This window comes from Yoonia sp. D2-7, assembly GCF_055809435.1.
Genome location: NZ_JBVVTX010000006.1, coordinates 64,589 through 90,913, shown reverse-complemented (window position 1 = coordinate 90,913; position 26,325 = coordinate 64,589). Strand labels below are relative to the sequence as shown.

The following is a 26,325-nucleotide window of genomic DNA, read 5'->3' as shown; positions in this document are numbered from 1 at the left end:
CAAAGCCTATTTTATGAGAGATTCTAAAATGACTGCCATCATTGAAAATGAAGCGCTAATTCGTGAAACAGCATATCTGTTCTGGCTTGACGAAGGTCAGCCAGAAGGTCGGGATGAGGAACATTGGTTGCGCGCCGTTACCGCAGTAAACCAACCAGTTGCGAAGACAAAAGCGAAACCCGCGCGCAAAGCTGCGGCGAAACCGCGTGCCGCTGCTGCAAAGAAAACAGCGAAGCCGAAGGCGAAAGCCAAAGTTGCGAAAACCACCAAGTAGAGTGGTTCGCTGTCATCCGGCAGTTCGACAAATTACGCGCGTCTTTGGGTCAGCTTACGGGCGCGTTTCTACGAAAAATGTGTAGATGGCCCGAGCGCCTGAACGGAAGATTAAGATAGATGACAGCCCAGACCCAGCCCACCGTGACTGTAGATAGTTTGCAGGCGGAAATAACCCGCCACCTGAAGCTGTCGATCGGGAAAGACCCATCTCATGCGAGCGTTTATGACTGGCGCATGTCGCTGTCATTGGCGCTGCGTGATCTGGTGGTTGAGCCTTGGTTTGCGTCGACGCGTAAGACGTATGAAGGCCAGCACAAACGTGTTTATTACCTTTCGATGGAGTTCCTGATCGGTCGTTTGGTTGAAGACGTCACGATTAACCTTGATGTCGAACAGACCGCGATTGATGCGATGGCCGCCCTTGGTCAGGATTATAAAGTTGTGGTCGCGGACGAACCCGATGCCGCACTTGGCAACGGTGGCTTGGGTCGGTTGGCGGCCTGTTTCATGGACAGTCTTGCGACGCTTGCGATCCCTGCTTACGGCTACGGGATCCGGTATGAACACGGGTTGTTCGAACAGCATTTCGAGAATGGTCAGCAGACGGAATCCGCTGAAGGGTGGCTCGCGCAGCGTCACGTTTGGGAATTTGAACGTCCTGAAGTTGCGTACAAAATCCATTTCGGCGGCTATGTCAGCGAAGAAGACGGGAAGGCCAACTGGCATCCGGCAGAAACAGTTTTGGCGTCTGCTTACGACACACCTGTCATTGGCTGGAAAGGGCAGTGGGCAAACACGTTGCGTTTGTGGGCCGCGAAGCCTGTGAAGCTGTTTGACCTCGAAAGCTTTAACCGTGGCGATTACGTGGGTGCGAACGCGCCGGAACGGCTCGCACGGACGATTTCACGCGTTTTGTATCCAGATGATACGACACAAGACGGTAAAGAATTGCGCCTGAAGCAGGAATATTTCTTTACCTCAGCATCGATCAAAGACCTGTTGCGCCGGTTCTTATCCGAAGGTCATCAGATCACGGATTTGGCGGATCACGTTGCGATCCAGTTGAATGATACGCACCCCGCTATCGCCGGGCCCGAATTGGTCCGGCTGCTGATCGACAAGCACGCATTGCCGGAAAAAGACGCCATTGAATTGGCGCGCAAATGTCTGGCCTATACGAACCATACATTGCTACCCGAAGCATTGGAAAGCTGGCCAGAAGACCTGTTCGCCCGCATCTTGCCGCGGCATCACCGGATCATTCAGATGATCCAACACCGGCATCTGGAAGAAACCGGATCAGACGTGCGGATCATTGATCATGGCAACGTGAAAATGGGCGAATTGGCTTTTGTCATGGCCCATAAGGTGAACGGTGTCTCTGCGCTGCATTCGGAACTGGTGAAGGAAACGGTCTTTGCCGATCTGAACACCGCGTATCCGAACCGGATTATCAACCAGACAAACGGGATCACGCCGCGTCGGTGGCTGTATTCGTGTAACCCCGCGTTGCGCGGGCTGATCAACGACACGATTGGCACGAAATGGCATACTGATCTGGAGCAGCTGCAAGATCTGAACGCGCATATTGACGATGCCGGTTTCCAAGAGGCGTTCCGAGCTGCGAAATCCGCCAACAAGGACCGGATGGCTGCTTGGCTCAAAGATCGGAATGGCGTCACGCTGGATACGTCCGCGATGTTCGACATCCAGATCAAACGTATCCACGAATACAAACGCCAGCACATGAATATTCTGGAAACCATCGCGCTGTGGAATGAAATTCGCGACAATCCAACAGCGGACTGGACCCCACGGGTGAAGGTGTTCGGCGGTAAGGCGGCACCGGGCTATGCGCTGGCGAAATCGATCATTCATCTGATCAATGATGTCGCCGCGACCATCAACAATGATCCCGTGACCCGCGATAAGTTGCAGGTCGTCTACCCTGAGAACTACAACGTTTCGATGGCCGAAATCCTGATCCCCGCCTCTGACCTGTCAGAGCAAATCTCGACCGCGGGTAAAGAAGCGTCCGGCACAGGCAATATGAAGCTGTCGCTGAACGGTAGCCCGACAATCGGGACGTTGGATGGGGCGAACGTTGAAATTCGCGACCATGTTGGTCACGACAATTTCTTCCTGTTTGGCCTGACTGCCGCCGAAGCAGATGCGCAGCGTGCCGATCACGGGTACGCGCGTCGTGCGATTGAAGCGAGCCCGCGTTTGTCACGCGTTCTTGGACAGATCGCCGCTGGCGTATTTTCGGGCGGTGATCGCTATCGCTATTCCGACATTCTGCACAATTTGTACGAGAACGATTATTTCCTCGTGAGCTGTGATTTTGATAATTACTTTGCCAAGCAGCGCGAAGTTGATGCAGTGTATAGTGACGTAACCCGTTGGACTCGCATGGCTGCTGCCAATACGGCAGGCATGGGGTGGTTCTCATCGGATCGTACGATTTCTGGATATGCGCAGGACATTTGGAACGCGCATTCCGTCACATAACTGGTCCTGCATCGCGGGAAATCACGAACACGGGGCGGAAAAACGATGACGGATTTGATCAGCAAAGAAGATGCCGGCAGGATCGCGTCGGGCGTGCATTCCGACCCCTTTTCGGTTCTGGGTCTGCATGTCGTTGACGGCAAAGTCACCATCAAAGCGTTCCACCCCGAAGCCGATACGATTGATATGATCGACCTCAAGTCGGGTCGCAAGGTGGTGTCCCTTGATCCTGTGGAACAGGGCCTGTTTGCAGGGGTCGTGGCCCGTCGCAAAACGCCGTTTGCATACCGTTTGCGGATTACCAAAGGCCCGCATGTTTGGGATGCTGAAGACCCGTATCGCTTTGGTCCTGTCCTTGGCGAATTGGACGAACATCTGATCGCTGAGGGTGCACATCAGGACCTTTGGAAAGTGCTGGGCGCGCATGTCATGGATCATGACGGTGTCGCTGGCACGCATTTCGCCGTTTGGGCCCCCAATGCGCAACGTGTTTCTGTTGTGGGTGATTTCAACGGCTGGGACGGACGGCGCAATCCGATGCGGCGGCGTGGTCAGACCGGTGTTTGGGAAATCTTCATGCCTGCTTTGGGCGAAGGGGAGGCCTATAAATACGAACTGATCGGACCAGATGGCAATCTGTTGCCGCAAAAGGCTGATCCGTTTGGGTTTGGGGCAGAGCACCCGCCAAAAACCGCATCTGTTGTGCGCAAACTGGATGGGCACACTTGGGATGACCAGACATGGATGTCCAAGCGCGAGGCGCTTCACCGTATTGATCAGCCAATTTCGATTTACGAAGTCCATCTTGGATCTTGGCGGCGTGTGCCAGAAGAAAATGATCGCCCGCTGTCCTACAAAGAACATGCTGAACAACTGGTCAGTTACGCCAAGGATATGGGTTTCACCCACCTTGAACTGATGCCGATTTCCGAATTCCCGTTTGATGGGTCGTGGGGCTATCAGCCTGTTGGTCTGTATGCGCCGACAATCCGGCACGGCACGCTTGAAGAATTCCGCGCTTTTGTAGAGGCGTGTCACGCCGCCGATCTTGGTCTGATCCTTGATTGGGTGCCGGGGCATTTCCCCGAAGATGCGCACGGCCTTGGCAAATTTGACGGCACGCCGCTGTATGAACATGCCGACCGCAAGGAAGGGTTTCATCCTGATTGGAACACGCTTGTTTACAACTACGGCCGTGCCGAAGTGTCGAACTATCTGGTCGCTAACGCGTTGTATTGGTTGCGTGAACACCACATCGACGGGCTGCGCGTCGACGCTGTCGCGTCAATGCTTTACCGTGACTATTCCCGCAAAGACGGCGAATGGATTCCCAATAAGGACGGCGGTCGCGAGAACCTGGAAGCGATCGAATTCCTGCGGCGCACCAACACGATGGCCTACGGCGAAGTGCCGGGCATCGTGACGATTGCCGAAGAATCCACCGCCTTTCCGGGGGTCAGTGCACCTGTGGATCACAGCGGTCTGGGCTTCGGGTTCAAGTGGAACATGGGCTGGATGAACGACACGCTGTCTTACATCGAACAGGACCCGATCCACCGTAAATACCACCATCACAAGATGACGTTCGGGCTGCACTACGCGTTCTCGGAAAACTTTGTGCTGCCGATTAGCCATGACGAAGTGGTGCACGGCAAAGGGTCGATGATCGACAAAATGCCGGGGCAGGGCGACGAAAAATTTGCAAACCTGCGGGCCTATTATGGATTTATGTGGGGGCATCCGGGCAAGAAACTGTTGTTTATGGGCTGTGAATTCGCGCAAGGCGTCGAATGGAACTACAACACGAGCCTTGATTGGCACCTAACCGATACGCCGCTGCATGGCGGTGTGCAAAATCTGGTGCGCGATCTGAACGTTTTGTTCCGCGACACACCTGCATTGCACCAACTGGATTGCAAGCCCGAAGGGTTTGAATGGGTCGAAGAAGGCGCCGCAGAGGAATCGATCCTCGCGTGGATCCGTAAGGGCAAAGATGGCACGCCGCCGGTGCTTGTCGTCAGCAACTTTACCCCGGTTGAACGGTCTGGACGGCGCATTGGTGTGCCTGCACCGGGGCGTTGGATTGAAAAGCTGAATACCGATGGGGCCCGTTATGGGGGTGGCAACCGTGGCAACATGGGCCACGCGGATAGCGAACAGATCGCGGCATCCGGACGGCAGCATTCTGTGTCGCTGACATTACCGCCGCTTTCGACATTATTTTTTGAATTGGACAACAGCGGGACATCCTGACCCGCACGATCAACATCAGGACTAGGGAGGAAAACTATCAATGGACACTGAATCACAACGCCTCGCACAGCAAACTATGGCCTTTGTTTTGGCCGGCGGACGCGGAAGCCGATTATACGAGCTGACGGACACCCGTGCCAAACCTGCGATGTACTTTGGTGGTAAAAGTCGGATCATTGATTTCGCTCTTTCGAATGCCGTGAATTCCGGCATCAAACGCATCGGCGTCGCCACCCAATACAAGGCCCATTCCCTGATCCGTCACCTGCAGCGCGGCTGGAGTTTTTTCCGTGCTGAACGGAATGAATCGCTCGATATTTTGCCTGCTTCGCAGCAGCTGGATAATGAAAACTGGTACAAGGGGACGGCTGATGCTGTGGCCCAGAATATCGACATCATTCGTGGATATGGCCCGAAATACATTCTGATCCTCGCGGGAGATCATATCTACAAACAAGACTATTCTCTCATGATCAAACAGCACGTCGAAAGCGGCGCTGATGTGACGGTGGGCTGTATCGAAGTGCCGCGCATGGAAGCCGCTGGTTTTGGCGTGATGAAAGTCGGTGACAATGATCAAATCCTTGATTTCATTGAAAAGCCATCTGATCCGCCTGCAATGCCGGGGAATCCGGATATGGCGCTCGCCAGCATGGGGATTTACGTTTTCGAGACCGAATACCTGTGTGAGCTTCTGAAAAAAGACGCGACAAACGCCGATTCAAAAAACGATTTTGGTGGTGATATTATCCCCGAGATCGTGAAAAACGGCAAAGCTGTCGCGCATCCGTTTAGCCGGTCTTGTGTGCGGTCTGGTCTAGAGGAAAAACCATATTGGCGCGATGTTGGGACGGTCGATGCGTTCTGGCAGGCTAATGTTGATTTGACAGACTTCAAACCGGAACTGGACCTTTACGACAACTCTTGGCCGATCTGGACCTATTCGGAACTGACCGCCCCTGCAAAATTCATCCACAACGAAAAGGGGCGTCGCGGTCATGCTGTGTCGTCGATGGTTTCAGGCGGGTGCATTATTTCGGGGTCCACGCTGGACCGCTGTTTCCTGTTCACAGGTGTGCGCACTCATTCCTATTCGCAGTTGGAAGGTGTTGTCGCCATGCCATACGCCGAAATCCACAGGCGTGCGCGTTTGACGAATGTGATCCTTGATCGCGGTGTTGTCATTCCTGAAGGGCTGGTTGTGGGCGAAAATGCGAAAGAAGACGCAGCCCGTTTCCGTCGGACTGAAAATGGCATTTGCCTGATCACCCAACCGATGATTGACGCGCTGGACACCTGACATGAACCTGCTTTTTGTCGCCTCAGAATGTACGCCGTTTATCAAAACCGGCGGCTTGGCCGATGTTATCGGCGCGGTGCCAAAAGCACTAGCCGCAGAAGGCGTGTCCGTTCGGGTTTTGATCCCCGCTTATCCCGCGCTGTCGGACCATATCGCGTCGGGTACCCAAGTTGCGCAGTTTGACGATTTGTTTGGCGGACGTGCGCGGATCGTTGCAGCACAGGCAGACGGGTTGGATTTGCTGTTGCTAGATGCGCCGCATCTGTATGATCGCGCGGGTAGTATTTATCTGGGTCCGGACGGGCAGGACTGGCACGATAACGATCGGCGGTTTGCCGCGTTGTCTTATGCGGGTGCCCAAATTGGCGTCGGCTGTTTGGACAATTGGACGCCGGATGTGATTAACGCGCATGACTGGCAAGCGGGATTGGTGCCTGCCTATTTGCGCCAGCACGACGGGCCGACACCGCCGGTGGTCATGACGATTTACAACATTGCGTTCCAAGGCGTTTTTGATGCGACTCGGTTGAGCGCGCTTGGTTTGAACGCTGATATGTTCACGCCCGATGGTGTTGAATATTATGGTAAAATCAGCTTTTTGAAGGCGGGCATCGCGCTAAGTCAAAAGGTCACGACGGTTAGCCCCACGTATGCGGCTGAATTGCTCACACCGGATTTTGGTATGGGTCTTGATGGCCTGTTGCGGGCGCGTCAATCGGACCTCAGCGGTATTCTGAACGGCATTGATTTGGACGTTTGGAACCCTGCAACGGACCCTGCGTTGGTTGCGACCTATTCTGCCAAATCCATGAAGGGCAAGGCGCGTAACAAGGCAGAAGTCATGTCTCGTTTTGGACTGACCGATGGCGACGGCCCATTGTTCTGCGTTGTCAGCCGGATGACGTCGCAAAAGGGGTTGGATATGTTGCTGGATTGCCTCGACGATCTGGTGGGGCACGGGGCAAAACTGGCGCTTTTGGGATCTGGTGAGCCGGGGCTGGAACGTGCGTTTATTGACGCGTCGAACCGCTATGCGGGCTCTGTCGGTACAATTATTGGCTACGATGAAGACCTGTCGCATCTGATGCAGGCGGGGAGTGATGCGATCCTGATCCCGTCGCGGTTCGAACCCTGCGGACTGACCCAGCTTTACGGGCTGCGCTATGGCACCTTGCCAGTTGTCGCACGAACTGGTGGGCTGGCTGATACGGTGATCGACGCGAATGAAGCGGCGTTGCTTGCCGATTGCGCAACCGGATTTCAGTTTGCGCCGATTACATCGACGATGTTTGCGCACACGATTGCACGCGCTTGTGCGCTGTACCAACAACCGAAAATCTGGGGTGCAATGATGCGCCGCGCCATGCGTCATCCTGTTGGATGGGACCTGTCAGCGGCCGCATATTTGGACGTCTACACTGCTGCTCAGGAAAGCTAAGGTTTAATCATGACTGCCTATTCTCTTTCCGGTGGCTCAGCCAATGCGTTGGGCGCCATTCATGATGGCGCGGGCGTCAATTTTGCGGTGTTTTCTGCGCATGCGACCAAGATTGAATTGTGCCTGTTTTCGCCGGACGGCAGCCGTGAAACGGTGCGGATCGCATTGCCGGAACGCACCGGACATGTTTGGCACGGCTACTTGCATGATTTGCCTATAGGGACGCTATACGGGTACCGCGCCCATGGGCCTTATGCGCCGGAATTGGGGCATCGGTTCAACGCCAACAAACTGCTGCTCGATCCCTATGCGCGCCAGTTGCACGGCACATGGGTGAACCACCCTGCGACGCTTGGATATGATGACACATCGTCGGCGTGTGATCTGTCGTTCGACAGCCGTGATAGCGCGCCGTATGTACCGAAATCCGTGGTTTTTGACCCCAAACAATTCGCCGAAATGACCCCCGGACACCACCGCAAGTCAAACCGTGATCTGATTTACGAAGCTCATCCGAAAGGCGCGACAAAAGCCCATGCGGGCATTCCCGAAAATATCCGTGGCACCTACGAAGGGCTGGCCTCGGATGAGATGCTGGATCATCTGAAAACGATAGGTGTTCAGGCGATCGAACTGATGCCTGTTCATAGCTTTGTTGATGAAAAGTTTCTCGATGATGGTGGGCTGACGAATTACTGGGGCTACAATTCCATCGGGTTTTTCGCGCTCGAACCGCGGTATCTTGGCCCCGACGGCATTGCAGGTTTCCGCCAGATGGTGGACCGGTTTCACGCAGCTGGCATCGAGGTCATTCTCGATGTTGTCTACAACCACACAGCCGAAGGCGATCAGCGCGGCCCGACTCTGTCGTATCGGGGATTAGATAATGCGTCTTACTATCGTCTGACCGCTGGTCAGCCGCGCTATTACGTGAATGATACTGGCTGCGGGAACACGTTGAATGTGGCGCATCCGTATGTGCTGCGTATGGTGCTTGATAGTTTGCGGTTCTGGGTCGAATGCATGGGGATCGACGGGTTCCGTTTTGATCTGGCCACGACATTGGGGCGCGAAGATCACGGGTTTGATGTGCGCGGTGGTTTCTTTGATGCTCTGCGCCAGGACCCTGTGTTGGCGAATGTGCGTATGATCGCGGAACCGTGGGACATTGGCCCCGGCGGGTATCAGTTGGGCGGGTTCCCCCACGAATTTAACGAATGGAACGACAGCTACCGCGACACCGTGCGCAGGTATTGGCGGGGGGATGCACATAGTGCGCAGGAACTGGGCGCGCGGTTGTTAGGATCGGCGGATAAGTTTGATCACAAAGGCCGACGTGCGGATTCATCGATCAACTTTTTGGCCTCACACGACGGTTTCACGCTGGCCGATACCACTCGTTACAATCACCGCCACAACGAGGCGAACACAGAAAATAATAGCGACGGCCACCATTCCAATTACTCGGATAATGCTGGTGTCGAGGGTGAAACAGATGACCCCGCGATCCGCCTTATCCGGACACGTAGGCAGCGCAACATGCTGGCCACGTTGTTTCTGTCGCAAGGCACGCCGATGATCCCAGCCGGAGACGAATTTGCCAATTCGCAAAAGGGGAACAACAACGCCTATTGCCAAGACAATCCGATCGGATGGATTGATTGGGAAACAGCGGACACGGAACTTTTGGCTTTTGTGGCAAGCCTATCGACCTTCCGGCAAAATCATCTCAGCGTGCGACAAAACCGGTTCCTGCATGGTGCTGCCCGCCCGAAAGATGGCCTGCCGGATGTGGCGTGGACGGATTTCGCAGGCGAACCACTGGAATGGCGCGATCCGGGTCTTGCGAACCTGTGCCTGCTGTTACGGTGTTCAGCAGAGGCGCCGGATTACGCCCCTGACAGTGACATCGTCTTTATCGTATTCAATCGGGCACCTGAGCCGGGCAAGGTGATCCTGCCGTTGCCCGAGCCTGATCATCATTGGGTCCGTGCCATCGACACGGATGCGAACGAACAAGGCGCGTTTTGCGAATTGGAAGGGCCGCACACCATCGTGGCTGGCGAAACCGTCGTGGCCTTTGTGCAAAAGACCGATGGGGCACAGCTATGACCGTGCAGAATGATCTAGCCGCACTTGCCGATATCTGTGGCATCGTCCCGCATTTCTACGATCTTCAGGGCCAACAGTTACCGACATCACCTGAAACGCAACGTGCCTTGCTGGCGGCCAACGGGATTGATGTATCGACTGACGACGCAATCCAGTCGTCGCTGGCGCAATTGCGCTTTGACCGCGATGATCGGTGGTATCCGGATGAAATCATCGTCGAAGCGGGTATTGAGGCTTGGCAAAATTTTGGGCTCGGCGCTGCGTGGGATATCCGTTTGGACGAAAGCGATGATATTCTTGTGTCGGGCGAACCGCGTGATCAAATCACGGTGCCGCCGCTTGATCCGGGGATTTATACGCTGACCGCAACGGCATCTGGCCGAACAGAGGTCATCACGGTCATCGCGGCCCCTAAGACGCTGCCGTCCGTTCCTGATTTGACCGGTGCTACGCGGCTTTGGGGCATGAACCTTGCGTTGTATGGGCTGCGGTCAGAACGAAACGCGGGTCTTGGTGACTTTGCTGATCTTGGTGCTGTCGCACAGATTGCAGGCGGGCAGGGTGCTGATTTCGTTGGCATTAACCCACTGCATGCAATGGGATATGCGGATCAGGCGGCGATTAGTCCTTATTCACCTTCGCATCGGGGTTATTTGAATACAGCTTGCATCGCGCTTGATGCGTTGCCCGGTGCTGGTGACGCGGGTGATTTCGCGGACTTGCGGGCGTCAGAAACGGTCGCTTACCAAGATCACAAACCACGCCATGCGGCAGCGCTGGAAACGGCATTTGCCACGTTCCTAACCAAAGCGGATCCGGCTGATGCACAAAGTTTTGCGGCCTTCCAATCCAACGGCGGTGACGATCTGCACAAGTTCGCCACCTTTGAGGCGCTGAGCGAAATTTATGGGCCCGATTGGCGCCAATGGCCTGATACGCCTGCTGATCCTGATCCGACTCGCGTGACATTTCACATGTGGTTGCAATGGGTCGCTGACCGGCAATTGTCAGACGCGCAGGCGAATGCCAAAGCAGGGGGGATGGCGCTTGGGCTTTACCTTGACCTTGCGGTTGGGTCGCGGCGCGATGGTGCTGAAAGCTGGTGTGCACAAACCGCGATTGCACAGGGTGTGTCCATCGGCGCACCGCCCGATCACCTAAGCCCTGCAGGGCAGAACTGGGATTTGGCGGCGTTTGCGCCCCGCAAATTGAAAGCTGAACGATACCGGCCGTTGCGCCGGATTATCGCGCAAACCATTCGTCATTCGGGCATCATCCGGATCGATCATGTTCTAGGCCTTAACCGCAGCTATTGGATTCCGGACGACGGCAGTCCGGGTGGCTACATTCATCAACCATTTGAAAGCCTGCTCGCCGTGATCAAGATTGAAGCAGCGCGGTACAATTGCGCGGTGATTGGCGAAGATCTTGGGCTGGTCCCTGACGGGTTCCGTGACACGATGCGTGCACACGGGTTCTACGGGTATTCCGTGTTGCAGTACGAAAAAGACGACTCTGGTGCGTTCCGTACTTCGAACGCTGGATCGGCACAGGTGCTGTCATGTTTTGCGACGCACGACACCCCGACCGTTAAAGGGTATGAGACAGGGCACGACATTGATTGGTGGGAAAACCTGTCGTGGGTTGATCGCGAGACCGCAGAAAACATGCGTGAGCAGCGTAAAGCAGACGTATCCCGCTACACGGAAAACGGCGACTTTAGCACAAACGTCCATGGGATGCTGGCGGGGTCATCCGCTTGCTTGGCAGCTGTTCAATTGGACGATGTGTTAGGAGCGAAAGAAGCGCAGAACCTGCCCGGAACCATCGACGAGCACCCGAATTGGCGACGCAAATATGACATAGCGCTGGAAGACCTGAACGACACCCCCGCATTAAAAGCGATGGCTGCGTTGATGACAAGCGCGGGGCGCTAACCGGCTAAGGGTCGTGGCTTGATGTTAGATTCACCATGTTTTTATAGGCAGGCGTGTCAGCGTTCGTTTCCGTTTAGGTCGATACTTGGCAGATAATGTGAATTATGTTCATTCGTGCTGTGTTCAATTGACCCTGCCGATGTATGCAAAGCGACATGTCATGCTTTAACCTTCTTGACGTGTACGTGTGAAAACGAAAACATGTCATGGTATAGTTCATTAGGCCCTAACAACGGACCGATCCATTTTATGTCATTTCAAGATATTACTGCGGTACCCCTTGATGATTCCGATAAAACGCGGCCGCCAAGTGCGTCGTTGCGGTTTCAGGAATTGACCGACCTTTATGCCGGTATTCCGCAGATTGCTGAAGTGACCCAGCAACGGCCACGCCCACCAGAAGACACGTATGATTTCATGTGGCGGTTGCGGCGGTCCGAGACGCCGGAAGATGCGATTACGCTGACCGCTTTTGCGTTCGTTCCAAAGATGGCGATCTGGTGGGGTCATGAATGTTTGCGCACGATGCCCGAAATTCTGACCCCTGCGGATCATCACTTCATGGAAGGCGTCGGCCGCTGGTTGGGCGACCCTTCCAGAGAGAATCGCCACAAGCTGATGAAGGACGCGTTGTGGAGCCCTGATCGTGTGCCCGGCATGTATCTTGCGTTGGCTGTCGGGTGGTCCGGCGGGGCGATTGCACCGAATGATCCGGCCAGCCCACCACTTCACCGTGCACCGCGTGCTTTAAATACAGCCGTGTTGTCGTGTTTGGCACAAACCGCGACAAGTCGTCGTCAAATCTACTACGCGCACTTTATGGACGTGGCACAATCACTGTTTAGGGTGTATTGATCTGGCCTGAACGTGGTCTAACTCCTTGGGTGATATGTCTCTTACTTTGCGCATCGACAATTATGATAAGCTGAGCGACGGCGGTCCTGTGTCCTTTGTGGTCACAGAACGCGGCGCACAGATTGGCCGGTCTACTGCAATGGATTGGACATTGCCGGACCCGGATCGTCATATTTCGAGCCATCATTTTGATATCACGTTTGAGAACGGTCAGTACTTTCTGACGGACACCTCAACAAACGGTTTGTTCATGGATGGCAGCCGTCACAGGCTAGCGGCACCGCATCCCTTGCAAAACGGTCAGCGGTTTCAAGTTGGGCATTATTACATCGTCGTTGATCTTGGCGCTGCGGCACAGCCAGCAGCCCCGTCGATGCCGCCTGCTGCCGCTCCTGCATCGAATGCATTTGCTGCTGACGCGGACCCTTGGGCGATTGGTGGCGGTCCTGCTACCCCGATCAATCCGAACCCGACACCGCAACGCAATCCGTTCGATGACTTTGCTGGCGAATTCTTGGTGAACCCGACGCCATCAGCGCCGCCACCACAACCGGCTGCTCCAGTAGCCCCGCCGCCCGCTGCGTCAGAAGCCGCATCCGGGTCGCCATTTGGTCAGGCACCTGCATCATCTGGATCGCCGTTTTCCAGCCCGCCGATTGCGACGCCGCCAGCCGCAGCACCAATGGGCGTGCCTGCCGCGGCCCCGCCGCCAAGCGGGATCGCGCAGCCACCGGTGCCGTCATTCACACCGCCGCCACAACCGGCTGCGGCACCGGCAGCCGTACCCGGTCTACAGCAATCGCCGATGTCCATCGCGCCGACGTCTGGCGGGTCGAACTTCATGAAAGCCTTCTGCGAAGGTGCGGGCCTGCCTGCCGATTTCGGGGATAGCGCTGATCAAGAAGCCTTCGCGCGCGAATTGGGTCGCAGCATGCGCGTCATCAGCCAAGAACTGATGTCCATGTTGCAGGATCGCGCATCGGCCAAGCAGTTCACCAAGGGCGGTGAACGCACAATGATGGGTGCCGCCGAAAACAACCCGCTGAAATTTCTGCCTGACGCTGTGCAGGCTCTTGAGGTCATGTACATGAAACCCCGCCCCGGCTTTATGGCTGGTGGTAAGGGGATCGAAACCGCGCTGTCGGATGTGCGTAAACACCAGATGGCGGTTTTCGCGGCGATCCAGCCTGCCTTGCTCAAGCTGCTTGAAGATCTCGCGCCTGAATCCATCGACGCAGATACAGGCGGTGGCCTGCTGGGTGGCAGCGGCAAACGCAAAGCGTGGGACACATATGTTGAACGCTGGGATGCGAAGGTTGATGAAAACGAAAACGGGATGTTGGGCGCGTTTCTAAAGCATTTTGCCGAAAGCTACGTCGCTGCGGTCAAATCTTCTCAGGGTTGAACATGACGCCGGAACGCCCGACGCGTGAATTTTCTTCCGGAATACCTGACTTGACGTTTGGGCACCTGAAGGTCACGATCTAGCCATAATGTCGTTGGAATTATTCGCATAATGTCGTTTGAAACGTGTAACTATTTTTGTTTGTGTACCTGCCTAAGGGGGTTGGCTGTCTATGCTTGATTGGTTGAAAGACCCTGTTTCGGATGATGCGCCTTGCGGCCCCGATCTGGAAAGCTCGGACGACGGACCGTTTCTCGATTATTATTACGAAGCCGAATCCCGCATGCCGGAACGGTTTTATATCCCTGCCGTTGAATCAGGTGGGGTTGTCACTAAACCGGCATGGTTGTTCGATCGTAAGACGGTCGCACACAAAGAAGAACTCGCCGAGATTACCAAGCTGCTGCAGCGGACCCGCGATCTGAGGTTGTTGTCGCTGCTGGCTCGCTTCATGGTGCTTGCCGGACGGTTGCCGGATTATGCAGAAGCGCTGGTCGGCATTGCAGATGTGCTGGAAACTTTCCCGGACGATGTGCACCCAAAAGATGTCGCGGATCGGCGCGGCGCCCTTGAAGAATTGGGCAGCAACGTGTCCGTCGTGTTCCCGCTGCAGTACGCTGAAATTGCCGGACCGGGTGAGGTCAGCTTGCGTCGCCAACTGGTCGCGCTTGGCACCGCAAATCCCCGCGCTGGCGAAGACGGGTTGAACACTGGCAAGCTGACAAGTGAAATTGCAGCCCCGGGAAACCGTAAATACGTCGAAGAAGCGCACGCTGCTTTGAACACCGCATTGGCCGCGATGGCGCGGATCAGAAGTGCGTGTTTGCGCAACGATATGAACCCGTTCAATCCAGCGATTGAACCGGCTGAATTGGCCGTGAAAGAGATGCTTGGCATCATCCAATCAGGTCGCCCTGACTTGGCACCTTGGACGGCTGATGGCGATGCGCCTGCGGGCGAAGATGTTGCCGAAGGTGGCGACGAAGATGCAGGTGATGATGCTGACGGTGATGCACCGGTCGGTGCAGCAAAACCGGCCATGGTCGCGGCCGCTGTGGTCACGAAAATTCCGAATCGCGCCGCTGCTTTGGCGACAATTAAGGCGATTGAAGGCTATTTTGCGACGCACGAGCCGTCTTCACCGGCTTTGCTTCTTGTGACGCAATCCCGACTCTTGTTTGGGAAACCTCTGGTAGAAGCGTTGGAAACCTTGTTGCCAGCACACGCTGGACGTGCGGCAATTGACTTTGGCGCGGAAACTGGTTTCGTTTTGGACATGGGGCGATTGAAGATGCTGGCTGGAGAGGCTGTATCACAAGCGCAAGACACAAGCGGTGAAGATGCTGGCCCACCACCCGAGGTGAACAGCCGCAGCGACGTTGCAGGGCATTTGTCGGCCCTAGAAGAATTTTACCGGGCACGTGAACCGGCAAGTCCTATTCCGGTTCTACTTTTCCGGGCAAGGACTTATTTAGAAAAGGATTTCTCGTCGATTGTAACAGAAATAATACCTGCGAAAGTTGACGAATGAATGTAGACTCAACCGCAAAGGTATGGGTAGGTTAAGGGGCGTAGCGAAATTGGCCATAAGAATGCCAACTAGAGCACGCAATATTGGGAGTACGACACTATGGCATCAGATTCAGCATCCGGCTTTCTGAAACGGAACCGCCCACCACGGGTGAACATTTCATACGCGGATCCGTATGATTCGGAGAAAATGGTTGAGCTGCCGTTCATGATGGGTGTGATGGCGGATTTGTCCGGCAACGCGTCACCGATTGAAAAAGATCCTGTGGCAGACCGTGATTTCACTGACGTCACCAATTCGACGCTGGATGACTACGTGAACTCCGTGAAGCCGGGCCTGTCGTTCAACGTTGAAAACACATTGGACCCAGACAGCACTGACCGTCTTGGTGTGAACCTAGAGTTCTCGAAGATGTCAGACTTCGGTCCTGCGGAAATTGCCCGCCAGGTGCCTGCGCTGAACAAGCTTTTGGAAGCACGTGAACAGCTGGCCAACCTTGCCCGCTACATGAACGGTAAATCCAAAGCGCAAGATCACATTCGTGCATTGCTCGACGATCCAGACCTGATGGCCGCACTTGCAGCCCGGTCCGGTGGCGACGACGAAGACGAAGCAAAAGAAGAGTAAGCATTCATCCGACGCGTGCAGGCTGACGGGCCGCACCTTACTGGATAGCAGGGATAGATAGATGGCAAACGACGCAACACAAGCAGAAGACCAGGTCGCCGGTGGCGGACTTAGCGAACTCGACGAGTTCTCGGACATTCTGAAACAAACGATTAAACCACGCTCTGAAGAAGCAGCTTCCGAAGTAGACAGCGCTGTTGTCACGCTTGTGAAAGAAGCCATGGGCGACAGCAGTCTCGTGTCTGAGGATATCATCGACACGATTCAAGGCATGCTGGCCAAGATCGACGAAAAACTGACGTCTCAGGTCAACAAGATCATCCACGCGCAAGAGTACCAAGAACTGGAAAGCGCATGGCGTGGTCTGGCTTACACGGTCAACAACTCTGAAACAGACGCGTCTTTGCGTGTGAACGTGATGAACGTTTCCAAAGACGAACTGAAATCAGAATTGCGTCGCTATCCCGGTGCCAAGTGGGACAAATCCCCGCTGTTCACCAAGATTTACGAACAAGAATTCGGCACCATGGGCGGTAAGCCTTACGGCACGCTGATCGGTGATTTCCAATTCGACCATTCCACAGGCGACGTTGGCCTGCTGCGTGATCTGGGTAAGATTGCTGCTGCGGCACAAGCGCCGTTCATCACATCAGCGGCCCCTGGCCTGCTCGGCATGGACAACTGGAACGAAATGCCAAACCCGCAGGATTTGGGCGAAATCTTTGAAACGCCTGATTATGCGGCTTGGAATGGCCTACGTGACAGCGAAAATTCGCGTTATGTTGCGATGACATTGCCACGTGTTCTGTCCCGCGAACCTTACAGCCAAGATTCCAACTCTGTTGTTGAAGAATTCAACTTCGAGGAAGAAACAGACGGCCACGAAGGTAACATGTACGCATGGATGAACTCAGCCCACGCGATGGCTGTGAACATCAACCGCGCGCACAAAGAACACGGTTGGACCGTTCAAATCCGTGGTGTTCAGTCCGGTGGTGAGGTGATGAACCTGCCAACGCACACGTTCGACACGGGCGATGGGTCTAAAGAAATGAAAATCCCGACAGAGGTGTCCATCACCGATCGTCGTGAGGGTGAATTGTCCAAAGCCGGCTTGATCGGTTTGGTTCACCGCAAACACACAGACAAAGCGGCCTTCATTGGTGCGCAGTCCCTATACCGGCCGAAAAAGTTCACTGACGAACTGGCGACAGCGTCTGACAACATGTCATCACGCATCCCGTACATGTTCGCGGTGTCCCGCTTCAGCCATTACCTCAAGTGTATGGTTCGCGACAAAATCGGGACATCCCCCGATAAGTCCCAGCTTGAGAAAGACCTTCAGACTTGGATCAACAAGTATGTGACCGCTAACCCGGCCACAGCGACGGAAAAAGAGAAAGCGCTTAAGCCTCTCGCCGCCGCAACTGTCCAAGTTATCGAAGACGAGGAGAACCCCGGTTACTACATGGGTAAGTTTTTCTTGAAGCCGCACTTCCAAATGGAAGGAATGGATATCGGCATGTCGCTCGTATCCAAATTGCCTGGCTAAAACTTAACTGTAGAAACTGCCGGTACGCAATTTCGCAACCGGCGTCTTAAATAGGAGAAAGATTATGGCTGTAGACATGTTCCTCAAGCTGGGCGACATCAAAGGTGAATCCCAGGACAAGGCACACAAAGACGAGATCGACGTGTTGGCATGGTCATGGGGCGCGTCCCAGTCCGGCACAACACACATGGGTTCTGGTTCTGGTTCCGGTAAACCAAACTTCCAAGATCTGTCGTTTACAAAATACGTCGACAAATCTTCCACAGACCTGATGAAGTTCCTGACAAAGGGTACTCACATCGAAACAGCGTCTTTGGTTGTTCGTAAAGCCGGTGACGGCCAGATGGAATACATCGTTCTGGATATCGCTGATATCATCGTGTCTTCGATCTCTACAGGTGGTTCCGGTGGCGAAGATCGTCTGACTGAGAACGTGACACTGAACTTTGGTGCGTATTCTTACGTTTACGTTCCACAGACAGAAGCTGGCGCGCCAGACACTGCCACAGAGTGGAAGTGGGACATCGCACAGAACACAGAAGCGTTCGACGGCACAGTTCACACACCTGCTGGCCCACAGTCTTAAGTGGTCCGAACAAAATTCCTGTCGGCGGTTTCAATACCGCCGACAGGCCTTTGGACCGCCGGTAGCGCGTCCATCTAGCCACATTGCGGATCGCGCGTGCAGGCCCGCCGCATGCGAACGATAAGCAAGGCCCATGAATTCAAGACAATCCGAAGCAGACGAGAACCGCAAACGTGACCGGTATCAGCTATCGCTGATGCATGTGTTTCGCGCAGCGCACGCTGATCGGGATGCCAAAAAAGAAGCTAGCCGCGTCGAAGACGGCCACCGGACCCTGACAGAACGTAGCAAAGAACGGCGTCACGGAACCGATGAAGGCACACTGCGCCGTCACCTCAATCGTGACTTGGCCAGCTTGATGAATACCGTCAATCTTGATGCGACTGTTCCGCTTGACGACTATCCCTACCTTAAGAAATCCATCGCCAATTTCGGGTTTTCCGATCTGTCGAATGTCGCGGATTCAATGAATGGTCCTCAGATCATTGCGGATACGATTAAAAAGACATTGTGCCACTACGAACCACGCTTGATTGCCGAAACCGTCGAAGTCACTGCATCCGCCAAGCGCGATCTTGTCACAAACCGCCTAACCTTTGATATTTCAGGGGAAATGGCCGCGAGCCCCGTTGACATACCCCTGCAATTTATTGCCGAATTGGACGAAGGTGTGGGTAGGATTCAGATGACGAAGTTGCAGGTGAAAACGTGAAAAAGGCTTTCCGTGACGCCTACAACCAAGAACTGTCTTTGCTTTATGAACGCGGGGCAGAATTTGCGGCGGAATATCCGTCGATTGCCGGTCGTCTTGGTGGCTTACTGCGTGAAAATACCGACCCAGCCGTCGCCGGTTTGATGGAAGGCACGGCCTTCATGGCCGCGCGCGTGCAGCTGAAGATGGATGAGGAATTTCGGACGTTTACGACCGAAATGCTCAACCAGATTTTCCCAGAGGCGTTAGCACCGACCCCCAGCGTCATGCTCGTGCAGGCAAATCCGCCGTTTGATAACAAAGACCTCGTCGAAGGGCTGCATTTTAACGCCGGCGACTATCTGGACGCCCGTTTTGTTGATGCGGATCAACGTGTTTCCTGTCGGTTCCGGCTTTGTGCGCCCCTGTCTGTTTGGCCTTTGAAAGTCGGCAAAACCGTCTACCATGCCAGCCCTGCCCCGTTGCTGGCAGCTGGTGAATCCGAATTGGCGAAAGGCACGAAGGCAGGTCTGCACCTGACTATCGCGCGTCCGCAATCCGAAACGAACAACGACCCCGGTGGCCCGATCAATGAACTGCCGTTGGACGTTTTGCCGATATATCTGACCGCTGACATTCCGGATGCATCGACGCTTTACGAACAAATATTCTGCAACATGACCCGCGTGTCATTGCGCTACCTTGATCAGCGTGGCGATCCTGTGTTCATCAGGCTTGATCCAAAGTCTATCGAACAAATCGGTTTCGACGACGATGATCATCTGTTCACCCACAACACCCGCGTCTTCCGTGGATTCAGCCGCCTGCGCGAGATTTTTGTGTTTCCACGCAAAATCTTGGGTTTCCGGATCAAAGATCTGTCGCAGCATCTGAAACGCATCCAAGCGCATGAATTCCAAGTCGTGATGGAGTTCAGCAAATCGGACAAGGTGCTGGCCCCGCGCGTCAATGCCAGCCATTTCAGCCTGCATTCAGTCCCGGCAGTGAACCTGTTCGAAGAAACCGCAAGCCAGATCCGGTTGGATGAAAAACGGTCCGAATACGTGGTCACGCCAGACAGTAGCCCGCTGACCCATTACGAGATTCACCAGATCACGTCCGTTTCAGCGCATTACGCGGGCCTGTCATCCAAGGTCGAAGTGCACCCGCTGTACGCCCTGCCCCGCGGCGATATAAAACCGCGTCAGGCGTTGTATTACACGACCACGATGAAAGAACGCCGCGCGACCGAAAAAGAACGGCGTTTTGGTTCGACACAACGCTATCGTGGGACCGAAACGTTCTTGTCGTTGTACGAACCAGAAGAATCTGAGAAAAATCAACGCGCCCAACGACTTCAGGTGCGCACGATCTGTTCCAACCGTCATTTGCCGGGCGATCTGCCCATCGCGGAATCCAAAGATGACTTCCGCATGTGTGACGACGTGTCAGTATCGCTCGCCTGTAAGGCTGGCCCAACCGCGCCGCGCGCCGCGATGACAGAGATCGAAAAGAACGCATCGCACCGCATGACCGCAGGCGACAATTACTGGCGGCTGATTTCTTATCTGTCACTGTCGCAGTTCACGCTCGATGGCGATGATCCGGTCGCCGCAGCCGACAGCCTGCGCGAAATGCTATCGTTGTTCGCGGACATTTCCGACACGATCACCGAAACAAATTTGCAGGGCCTGCGTAAGGTTGAAACCCGCCCGATCGTGCGGTCCATTCTCCGCGCCGGTGCCTATCATGCCGCACGTGGTGTCGAAGTGAAAATCACCTTCGACGAAGCCGCCTTTGAAGGCACGGGCGTCGTCATGCTGGGCGCGGCCATCGACCGATTTATCGCGGAATATGCGGCCGTAAACAGTTTCACGCAGACCGTCATTTCGTCGCTTGATCGCGGCGATATCGTCACATGGCCACCACGCACCGGAACGGGACCGCTGTTGTGAAATACGAAAAAGAAATCCAACGCCGTCAAGCTGACGGCAGGGACCTGCGGGCGATTGGATATCTGAACTATCTGCGCCAGCTTGAACGCAAAAATCCAGACAAGCCGCGCATCGGGAAAAACGCAACGCTGGCCCAAGAAATTGTGCGCATCGGCCAGGACCCGTCGATGTCCTTTCCAGAGGCAGATTTCAGTCGCATCGACGACCACCGCAGCGGTAAACCATCCGCACGAAACGCGTTTCTAGGGTTCTTTGGCGGGCACGGGGCGATGCCGCTGGACCAAACGGAAGAAGTGTATCGCTGGGCGATGATGGGTGACATGGCCTACGTCGAATTCACCGACATCTTTGCCACGCGGTTTCAGCAGCTCTATTTCCGCGCATGGTCCGACGGTCGCGCGATCACGCAGTTTGATCATCCCGACGATGATCGTTTCGGTCGTGCGCTTGGGTCATTGGTGGGCATCGGAACGCAGGCCTACACAGGGCGCGACGACCTGCACGACATCAACAAACTGGCCCTTGCGCCGCTGTCCGTAGGGCGCGTGAAAAGCCCCGTGAAGCTGCAGCAGATGCTGGAACAAGACATGGGCGCAGACGTGCATGTCGAAGAATTCGTGCCCACTTGGGTCATCTTCGAGCCTGATAACCACAGCATGTTGGGTCAAAACGGCAGCACGCTGGGCCGCGATATGGTGCTAGGTGGTCGTGCGCAATCTGTGCAGGACAAAATCCAGATCAACATCGCCACCAAAAGCAACGCCGAATACCGCAGTTTCCTGCCCGGCGGCGAAAGCCACGCACGACTGGAATCTATCGTTGCGTGGTACCTAGGGATGTCCTGCGAGATGGAGGTCGTGCTGACCCTGCCCGCCGACGCGGTGGAACCCGCCGTATTGGGCAAATCCGCAGAATTGGGTTGGATGGCCGCATTGCCGCCCGCCCAACCCTATGCAAACGACGAAAAAATCAAAGGGGCAACATACGCCCTACACGCCGCATAAACACAAAAAAGTAAAATATTTTCAGGGGGATAAGTGATGGTAGAGATTAACATTGAAAAATACGCCGGTAAGATGAACCGGGCCGGTTACGACGCATTTTTGCAATCCATGCGGCACGCGCGTGGTGAAAAGAACCGGAATATCGAAGTCGTACACTGGCTATTTCAGGCCGTCGCCAACCAAAAGTCTGACATCTCTGTCACGTTGAAAGAACTCGGTCTCGATCGAGGTCGCCTGCTGAAAGAACTTGATCAGGGCATGGCGCGGCTCGACAAAAACGTGACTGAATCCCCTGGCATTTCCGAAGGCATGTCGTCGATGCTGAACCACGCGTGGACATACGCGACGCTGTTCTATGGCGAAGCACAGATCCGGACAGGTCACGCCCTACTTGCCATGCTCAACGACAAGCAGCTGAAGCGCGAATTGACCCGTGCGTCAGCCATGTTCGATGAGATTTCCGTTGAACGTCTGGGCCAAGAAAGCCGTACGCTTTGGGCCGATTCCGAAGAAGAAGACATGCGCCCGATGGACGGCTCCGGCCTCGCGTCTGGCGGATCCAGCGGTGCAGCGGGTGATCCATCCACCAGCGCCTCAACCGCGCTTGGCCGCTTCTGCAAAAACATGACCGCCAACGCCGCATCTACCGACAAAATCGTGGGCCGCGACGACGAAATCCGCCAGATCGTTGATGTTCTGCTGCGCCGTCGTCAGAACAACCCGATCCTGACGGGTGAGGCCGGCGTCGGTAAGACCGCCGTCGTCGAAGGTTTCGCGCAGCGTCTGGCTGCGGGCGACGTGCCTCCAACCCTGAAGGGTACACTGCTTTACGAATTGGACATTCAGGCCATGCAGGCTGGTGCGTCCATGAAAGGTGAATTCGAACAACGGCTTAAGTCCTTGATCGACGAGGTACAGGCGTCCCCCACCCCGATCATCCTATTCATCGACGAGGCGCACACGCTGATCGGTGCAGGCGGCGCACAGGGCACGGGCGACGCGGCGAACCTGCTGAAACCAGCCCTGGCACGCGGCACGTTGCGGACCATCGGCGCGACAACACAGTCCGAATACGCCAAATACTTCGAAAAAGACCCTGCGTTGACCCGTCGTTTCCAGCCGGTGCAAGTAGATCAGCCCGACGTTGATCGTTGCTGCTACATGCTGCGCGGTATTCTCGACCCAATGGAAGCACACCACAAAGTCCGCATTTCGGACGAGGCCATCGTCGCCGCTGTGACCCTATCGCACCGCTACATCCCAGCGCGCCAACTGCCCGATAAAGCGGTGTCTTTGTTGGATACGGCCTGCGCACGCGTGGCTGTGTCCCAGTCATCAATTCCTGCCCGCATTGCTGATCTCAAGGAAGGCATCGTGGCGCTTGAAGTCGAGATGAAAAGCAAAGAAGGCCAGCGCGATCTGGGCGAAGAGAACGAAGAACGCCTGCTCGAAGCGAAAGCCGAAGCTGAGAATAAACGCAAAGAACTCGCCGAATACGAAGAGAAATACGCAGCCGAAAAAGAAATCGTCGACCGTATTCTGGCCCTGCGCAAAGCCTTAGCCGAAGCAGAAGGCGAAGAGTTTGAGCCATCCGTCGCGGATGTCGTCGCCGAAGAAGCCAGCACAGACGATGCCGAGACAGACACGCCAGAGACTGAAGAGGGCGACAATACGCCACCAGCACCGGCACCCGAAACTTCCGAAAACATCCCCGAAGGCGCAGACGCAATCCGTTCCGAAATGCTCGCGGAAATGGCCAAGCTGGAAAGCGGCAACCCGGACGACCGCATGGTTTATTCCCACGTGGACGAACAGGCCGTTGCGTCAATCATCTCTGACTGGACGGGTATCCCTGCCGGTCGCATGATGGCGGATGAACTGGAACGTATCCTGAAACTTGCCGACCACCTGAAAGAACGCGTTGTTGGCCAAGATCACGGTCTGAAAATGATCGCGAAACGGATCGAAACATCCCGCGCAGGCTTGTCCAACCCGAACAAACCCATCGGCGTGTTCATGCTCGCAGGCCCGTCCGGGGTCGGTAAAACCGAAACCGCGATTGCGCTGGCCGAAGAACTGTATGGTGGTGAGCAAAACATCATCACCATCAACATGTCCGAATTCCAAGAAGCGCACACCGTGTCGCTGCTGAAAGGCGCACCTCCGGGCTACGTCGGCTACGGCGAAGGCGGTCGTTTGACCGAAGCCGTGCGTGCAAAGCCGTATTCGGTTGTGCTGCTCGATGAGGTCGAAAAAGCGCACCCAGACGTCCACGAGATGTTCTTCCAAGTCTTTGACAAAGGCATCATGGAAGACGGATCAGGCCGCCCGATCAACTTCAAGAACTGCCTGATCTTGCTGACGTCCAACGTCGGGACCGACGTGATCATGGACGCGACAGACCAAGGCATGAAGAACGACGAAGTCGACGCTGAAGACTTGAACGACGCACTGAAACCGGCAGCGTTAGAGGTGTTCCCACCCGCGTTGATGGGTCGGATCGTGACAATCCCGTACTTCCCGCTGTCCCCAACAGCGCTGCGTGGCATCACAAACCTCAAGCTGAAGTCGGTGATCAAACGCCTGAAAGACGCGCATGGCGCGAAGATGACGTTCAACGACGAAGTGCTGGATCACATCGTCGAACAATGCCGCGATCCCGATTCAGGCGGGCGTATGATCGACAACATTATCACCAATTCCATCTTGCCGGACCTGTCGCGTCAGGTGCTTGCAAAAATGGTTGCAGGTGAAGAAATGACCGCCGTCGAAGTCGTCATGAAAGACGGCGCAATTGGTTACGACTTTAGCTAGTAAATACATGTTTCCAATGTCCGGCCGACCCATTCAATGTCGGCTGGACATCTCTTCTTTTCGAAAATTTTTTGAATCAAGATTGGAAATAAGATGGCCATTGCTCTACCCTTTACTGCTGCGCAGTTTCAAAACGAAATTGTTGTTTCAGGGATGTTTCACGGGGGCGTCGCAGTTCCAGGCGGCCCTATCTTACGGTCCCAAGCAGGCAATGCGCTTGCTGCCGGTGATCAAAATCTACATTTCTCACTCACCGACCAGACTGTTGTGTCATACGCGCCGGGTGGCGTTCACGCTCCAACAGGCGGATCTACGGTCAGGTTCCTACCCGATAGTGGAATAAATCGCGCCGTATTTCTGCCCTTCAATGCAAATAATATTGCGTCTGCGATTGTGCCAGCTGGCGTTGATTACTTCTTTACAGACAACTTATCAGGTTGCGCGATCTTCATAGATCTCATGCCAGGTGGGGATCTATTGGTTCACCACGCAAACGCGATGTCGTCTTGTCCGAACATGGCGGCTATTCTGGCGAACCCTGCAATTTCTAAGGCAGACTCCATCGGCTTTGCGGGGGCCATGAATAATATGTCCCAGCAACATACTGCGGCCATGGCGGATCGCGCGGTCGGACTAGGGGGCCCTGTTATCCCTCAAGCACACCTACACCGAACAACCTACATGCAGTGTATTGATGATGAGGTCGCGCGCAAAGAAGCACAGGGTCGGACCGAAGTTGACCACCTTGCGGCCGGTACAAACGTCGTCGGATTTCGGGTTGGCGGACAATGGGAATTCTGGTGGCAAACTTGGGCGATCATGAAATACAAACGACCGCTAATGGCACCAAAGGGATGGTTTGGTCACAGACGAGAATCCGGTGGGCTTGGAGCAGCTAAACTGCTTGATGCCCAGTGTTTCTGGCGTCAGTGACATAACGTAAAGGCCCCCGCTACTGTTCAAAAACTGGCCTGTGCTTTGGTTAAGGCCGCGATTGAACAATTCGTAGCGGGGGCGTCTGACGCAGGATTACGAAACTCAAAGAGCGGTTAGAATTTCGTATCTGACGGACAGAGGATGCGCTTACCGGTATGACATCGGTGCGATGTTTTGTGGACCGCAACGGATCGGCAGGTCATTCACAGAAGTCATGAAGCTTTGCGCCATCGCAGACCGTTCAGGGCACCCGCTCATTGATCCTGCAAAGTTCCGTCTCAAGCCATTTGTTTCCGGCGCCATGCATGCTGTCAGATAGGTCAGGGCGATAGTGGACAGGATGTACTTAGTCATTGAACTTTCCTTTCAACTTGATGCTTGTCGGGCATCGTTTACGTGAGTGTTTGGGAAGGAATTTTGGGCTGTCACACGCGATCAGGGGTCTAGGCTACCTACCTCTGTCATCAGCTGTGTGATTTTTCTGCCGGTGAAAGGCACGCTGGATCAGCCCGCTATTGAACGCGGTTTCATGGATCCGGCAG

The 26,325-nt window shown here is 55.0% G+C and carries 19 protein-coding genes; 18 read left to right on the top strand and 1 reads right to left on the bottom strand.

Features of this window, described 5'->3' with window-relative positions; all coding sequences use genetic code 11:
• Positions 1-28 precede the first annotated feature (28 nt).
• The 18 genes from AC0L7R_RS19690 to AC0L7R_RS19605 all read left to right on the top strand — a co-directional run bounded on the left by AC0L7R_RS19690 (position 29) and on the right by AC0L7R_RS19605 (position 25,780).
• Positions 29-274 carry a DUF2934 domain-containing protein gene (locus AC0L7R_RS19690; protein ID WP_473661105.1) on the top strand — a complete coding sequence of 82 codons (246 nt, stop codon included), beginning with the start codon at positions 29-31 and terminating at the stop codon, positions 272-274.
• Between the two features lie 119 nt (positions 275-393).
• Positions 394-2,787: a glycogen/starch/alpha-glucan family phosphorylase gene (locus AC0L7R_RS19685; protein ID WP_473661103.1), complete on the top strand. Its 2,394-nt coding sequence runs from the start codon at positions 394-396 to the stop codon at positions 2,785-2,787.
• A 45-nt stretch (positions 2,788-2,832) separates the two neighbouring features.
• The gene (gene glgB, locus AC0L7R_RS19680) at positions 2,833-5,040 is read left to right on the top strand and encodes a 1,4-alpha-glucan branching protein GlgB (RefSeq protein ID WP_473661101.1); all 2,208 of its coding nucleotides are present in this window, start codon (positions 2,833-2,835) and stop codon (positions 5,038-5,040) included.
• Between the two features lie 40 nt (positions 5,041-5,080).
• A complete protein-coding gene (gene glgC / locus AC0L7R_RS19675) occupies positions 5,081-6,340 on the top strand; it encodes a glucose-1-phosphate adenylyltransferase (RefSeq protein WP_473661099.1) in 1,260 nt (419 codons plus the stop codon).
• Between the two features lies 1 nt (position 6,341).
• A complete protein-coding gene (glgA, locus tag AC0L7R_RS19670; RefSeq protein ID WP_473661097.1) occupies positions 6,342-7,778 on the top strand; it encodes a glycogen synthase GlgA in 1,437 nt (478 codons plus the stop codon).
• A gap of 9 nt (positions 7,779-7,787) precedes the next feature.
• Positions 7,788-9,890 (top strand): glycogen debranching protein GlgX, encoded by a 2,103-nt coding sequence (gene glgX / locus AC0L7R_RS19665; RefSeq protein WP_473661095.1) that lies wholly within the window; start codon positions 7,788-7,790, stop codon positions 9,888-9,890.
• On the top strand, positions 9,887-11,827 hold the full coding sequence (malQ, locus tag AC0L7R_RS19660) for a 4-alpha-glucanotransferase (RefSeq protein ID WP_473661094.1): 1,941 nt from the start codon (positions 9,887-9,889) through the stop codon (positions 11,825-11,827). The genes glgX and malQ overlap by 4 nt, the downstream gene beginning before the upstream one ends.
• A gap of 249 nt (positions 11,828-12,076) precedes the next feature.
• Positions 12,077-12,682, top strand: a complete 606-nt coding sequence (locus AC0L7R_RS19655) for a DUF6931 family protein (RefSeq protein ID WP_247129703.1) — start codon at positions 12,077-12,079, stop codon at positions 12,680-12,682.
• Positions 12,683-12,716: 34 nt separating this feature from the next.
• Positions 12,717-14,087: a type VI secretion system-associated FHA domain protein TagH gene (gene tagH / locus AC0L7R_RS19650; protein ID WP_473661092.1), complete on the top strand. Its 1,371-nt coding sequence runs from the start codon at positions 12,717-12,719 to the stop codon at positions 14,085-14,087.
• Positions 14,088-14,259: 172 nt separating this feature from the next.
• Positions 14,260-15,618 (top strand): type VI secretion system ImpA family N-terminal domain-containing protein, encoded by a 1,359-nt coding sequence (locus tag AC0L7R_RS19645; protein WP_473661090.1) that lies wholly within the window; start codon positions 14,260-14,262, stop codon positions 15,616-15,618.
• 99 nt (positions 15,619-15,717) lie between these two features.
• Positions 15,718-16,245 carry a type VI secretion system contractile sheath small subunit gene (tssB, locus tag AC0L7R_RS19640; protein ID WP_247129706.1) on the top strand — a complete coding sequence of 176 codons (528 nt, stop codon included), beginning with the start codon at positions 15,718-15,720 and terminating at the stop codon, positions 16,243-16,245.
• Positions 16,246-16,306: 61 nt separating this feature from the next.
• A complete protein-coding gene (gene tssC / locus AC0L7R_RS19635; RefSeq protein WP_348408860.1) occupies positions 16,307-17,797 on the top strand; it encodes a type VI secretion system contractile sheath large subunit in 1,491 nt (496 codons plus the stop codon).
• Between the two features lie 64 nt (positions 17,798-17,861).
• Positions 17,862-18,383: an Hcp family type VI secretion system effector gene (locus AC0L7R_RS19630; RefSeq protein ID WP_281502232.1), complete on the top strand. Its 522-nt coding sequence runs from the start codon at positions 17,862-17,864 to the stop codon at positions 18,381-18,383.
• Positions 18,384-18,516: 133 nt separating this feature from the next.
• Positions 18,517-19,095 (top strand): type VI secretion system baseplate subunit TssE, encoded by a 579-nt coding sequence (gene tssE, locus AC0L7R_RS19625; protein ID WP_247129708.1) that lies wholly within the window; start codon positions 18,517-18,519, stop codon positions 19,093-19,095.
• Complete coding sequence (tssF, locus tag AC0L7R_RS19620; protein ID WP_473661087.1) at positions 19,092-21,029, top strand: type VI secretion system baseplate subunit TssF; 1,938 nt, start codon at positions 19,092-19,094, stop codon at positions 21,027-21,029. The genes tssE and tssF overlap by 4 nt, the downstream gene beginning before the upstream one ends.
• Positions 20,993-22,033 carry a type VI secretion system baseplate subunit TssG gene (tssG, locus tag AC0L7R_RS19615; protein WP_473661085.1) on the top strand — a complete coding sequence of 347 codons (1,041 nt, stop codon included), beginning with the start codon at positions 20,993-20,995 and terminating at the stop codon, positions 22,031-22,033. Before tssF ends, tssG begins: the two co-directional genes overlap by 37 nt.
• Before the next feature lie 36 nt (positions 22,034-22,069).
• A complete protein-coding gene (tssH, locus tag AC0L7R_RS19610; RefSeq protein WP_473661084.1) occupies positions 22,070-24,847 on the top strand; it encodes a type VI secretion system ATPase TssH in 2,778 nt (925 codons plus the stop codon).
• Between the two features lie 93 nt (positions 24,848-24,940).
• The gene (locus AC0L7R_RS19605; RefSeq protein WP_473661082.1) at positions 24,941-25,780 is read left to right on the top strand and encodes a hypothetical protein; all 840 of its coding nucleotides are present in this window, start codon (positions 24,941-24,943) and stop codon (positions 25,778-25,780) included.
• 150 nt (positions 25,781-25,930) lie between these two features.
• Here the strand turns inward: AC0L7R_RS19605 and AC0L7R_RS19600 are convergent, their stop codons facing one another.
• Positions 25,931-26,137, bottom strand: coding sequence for a hypothetical protein (locus tag AC0L7R_RS19600; RefSeq protein WP_247129713.1), 207 nt, complete (start codon positions 26,135-26,137; stop codon positions 25,931-25,933).
• Between the last annotated feature and the right edge of the window lie 188 nt (positions 26,138-26,325).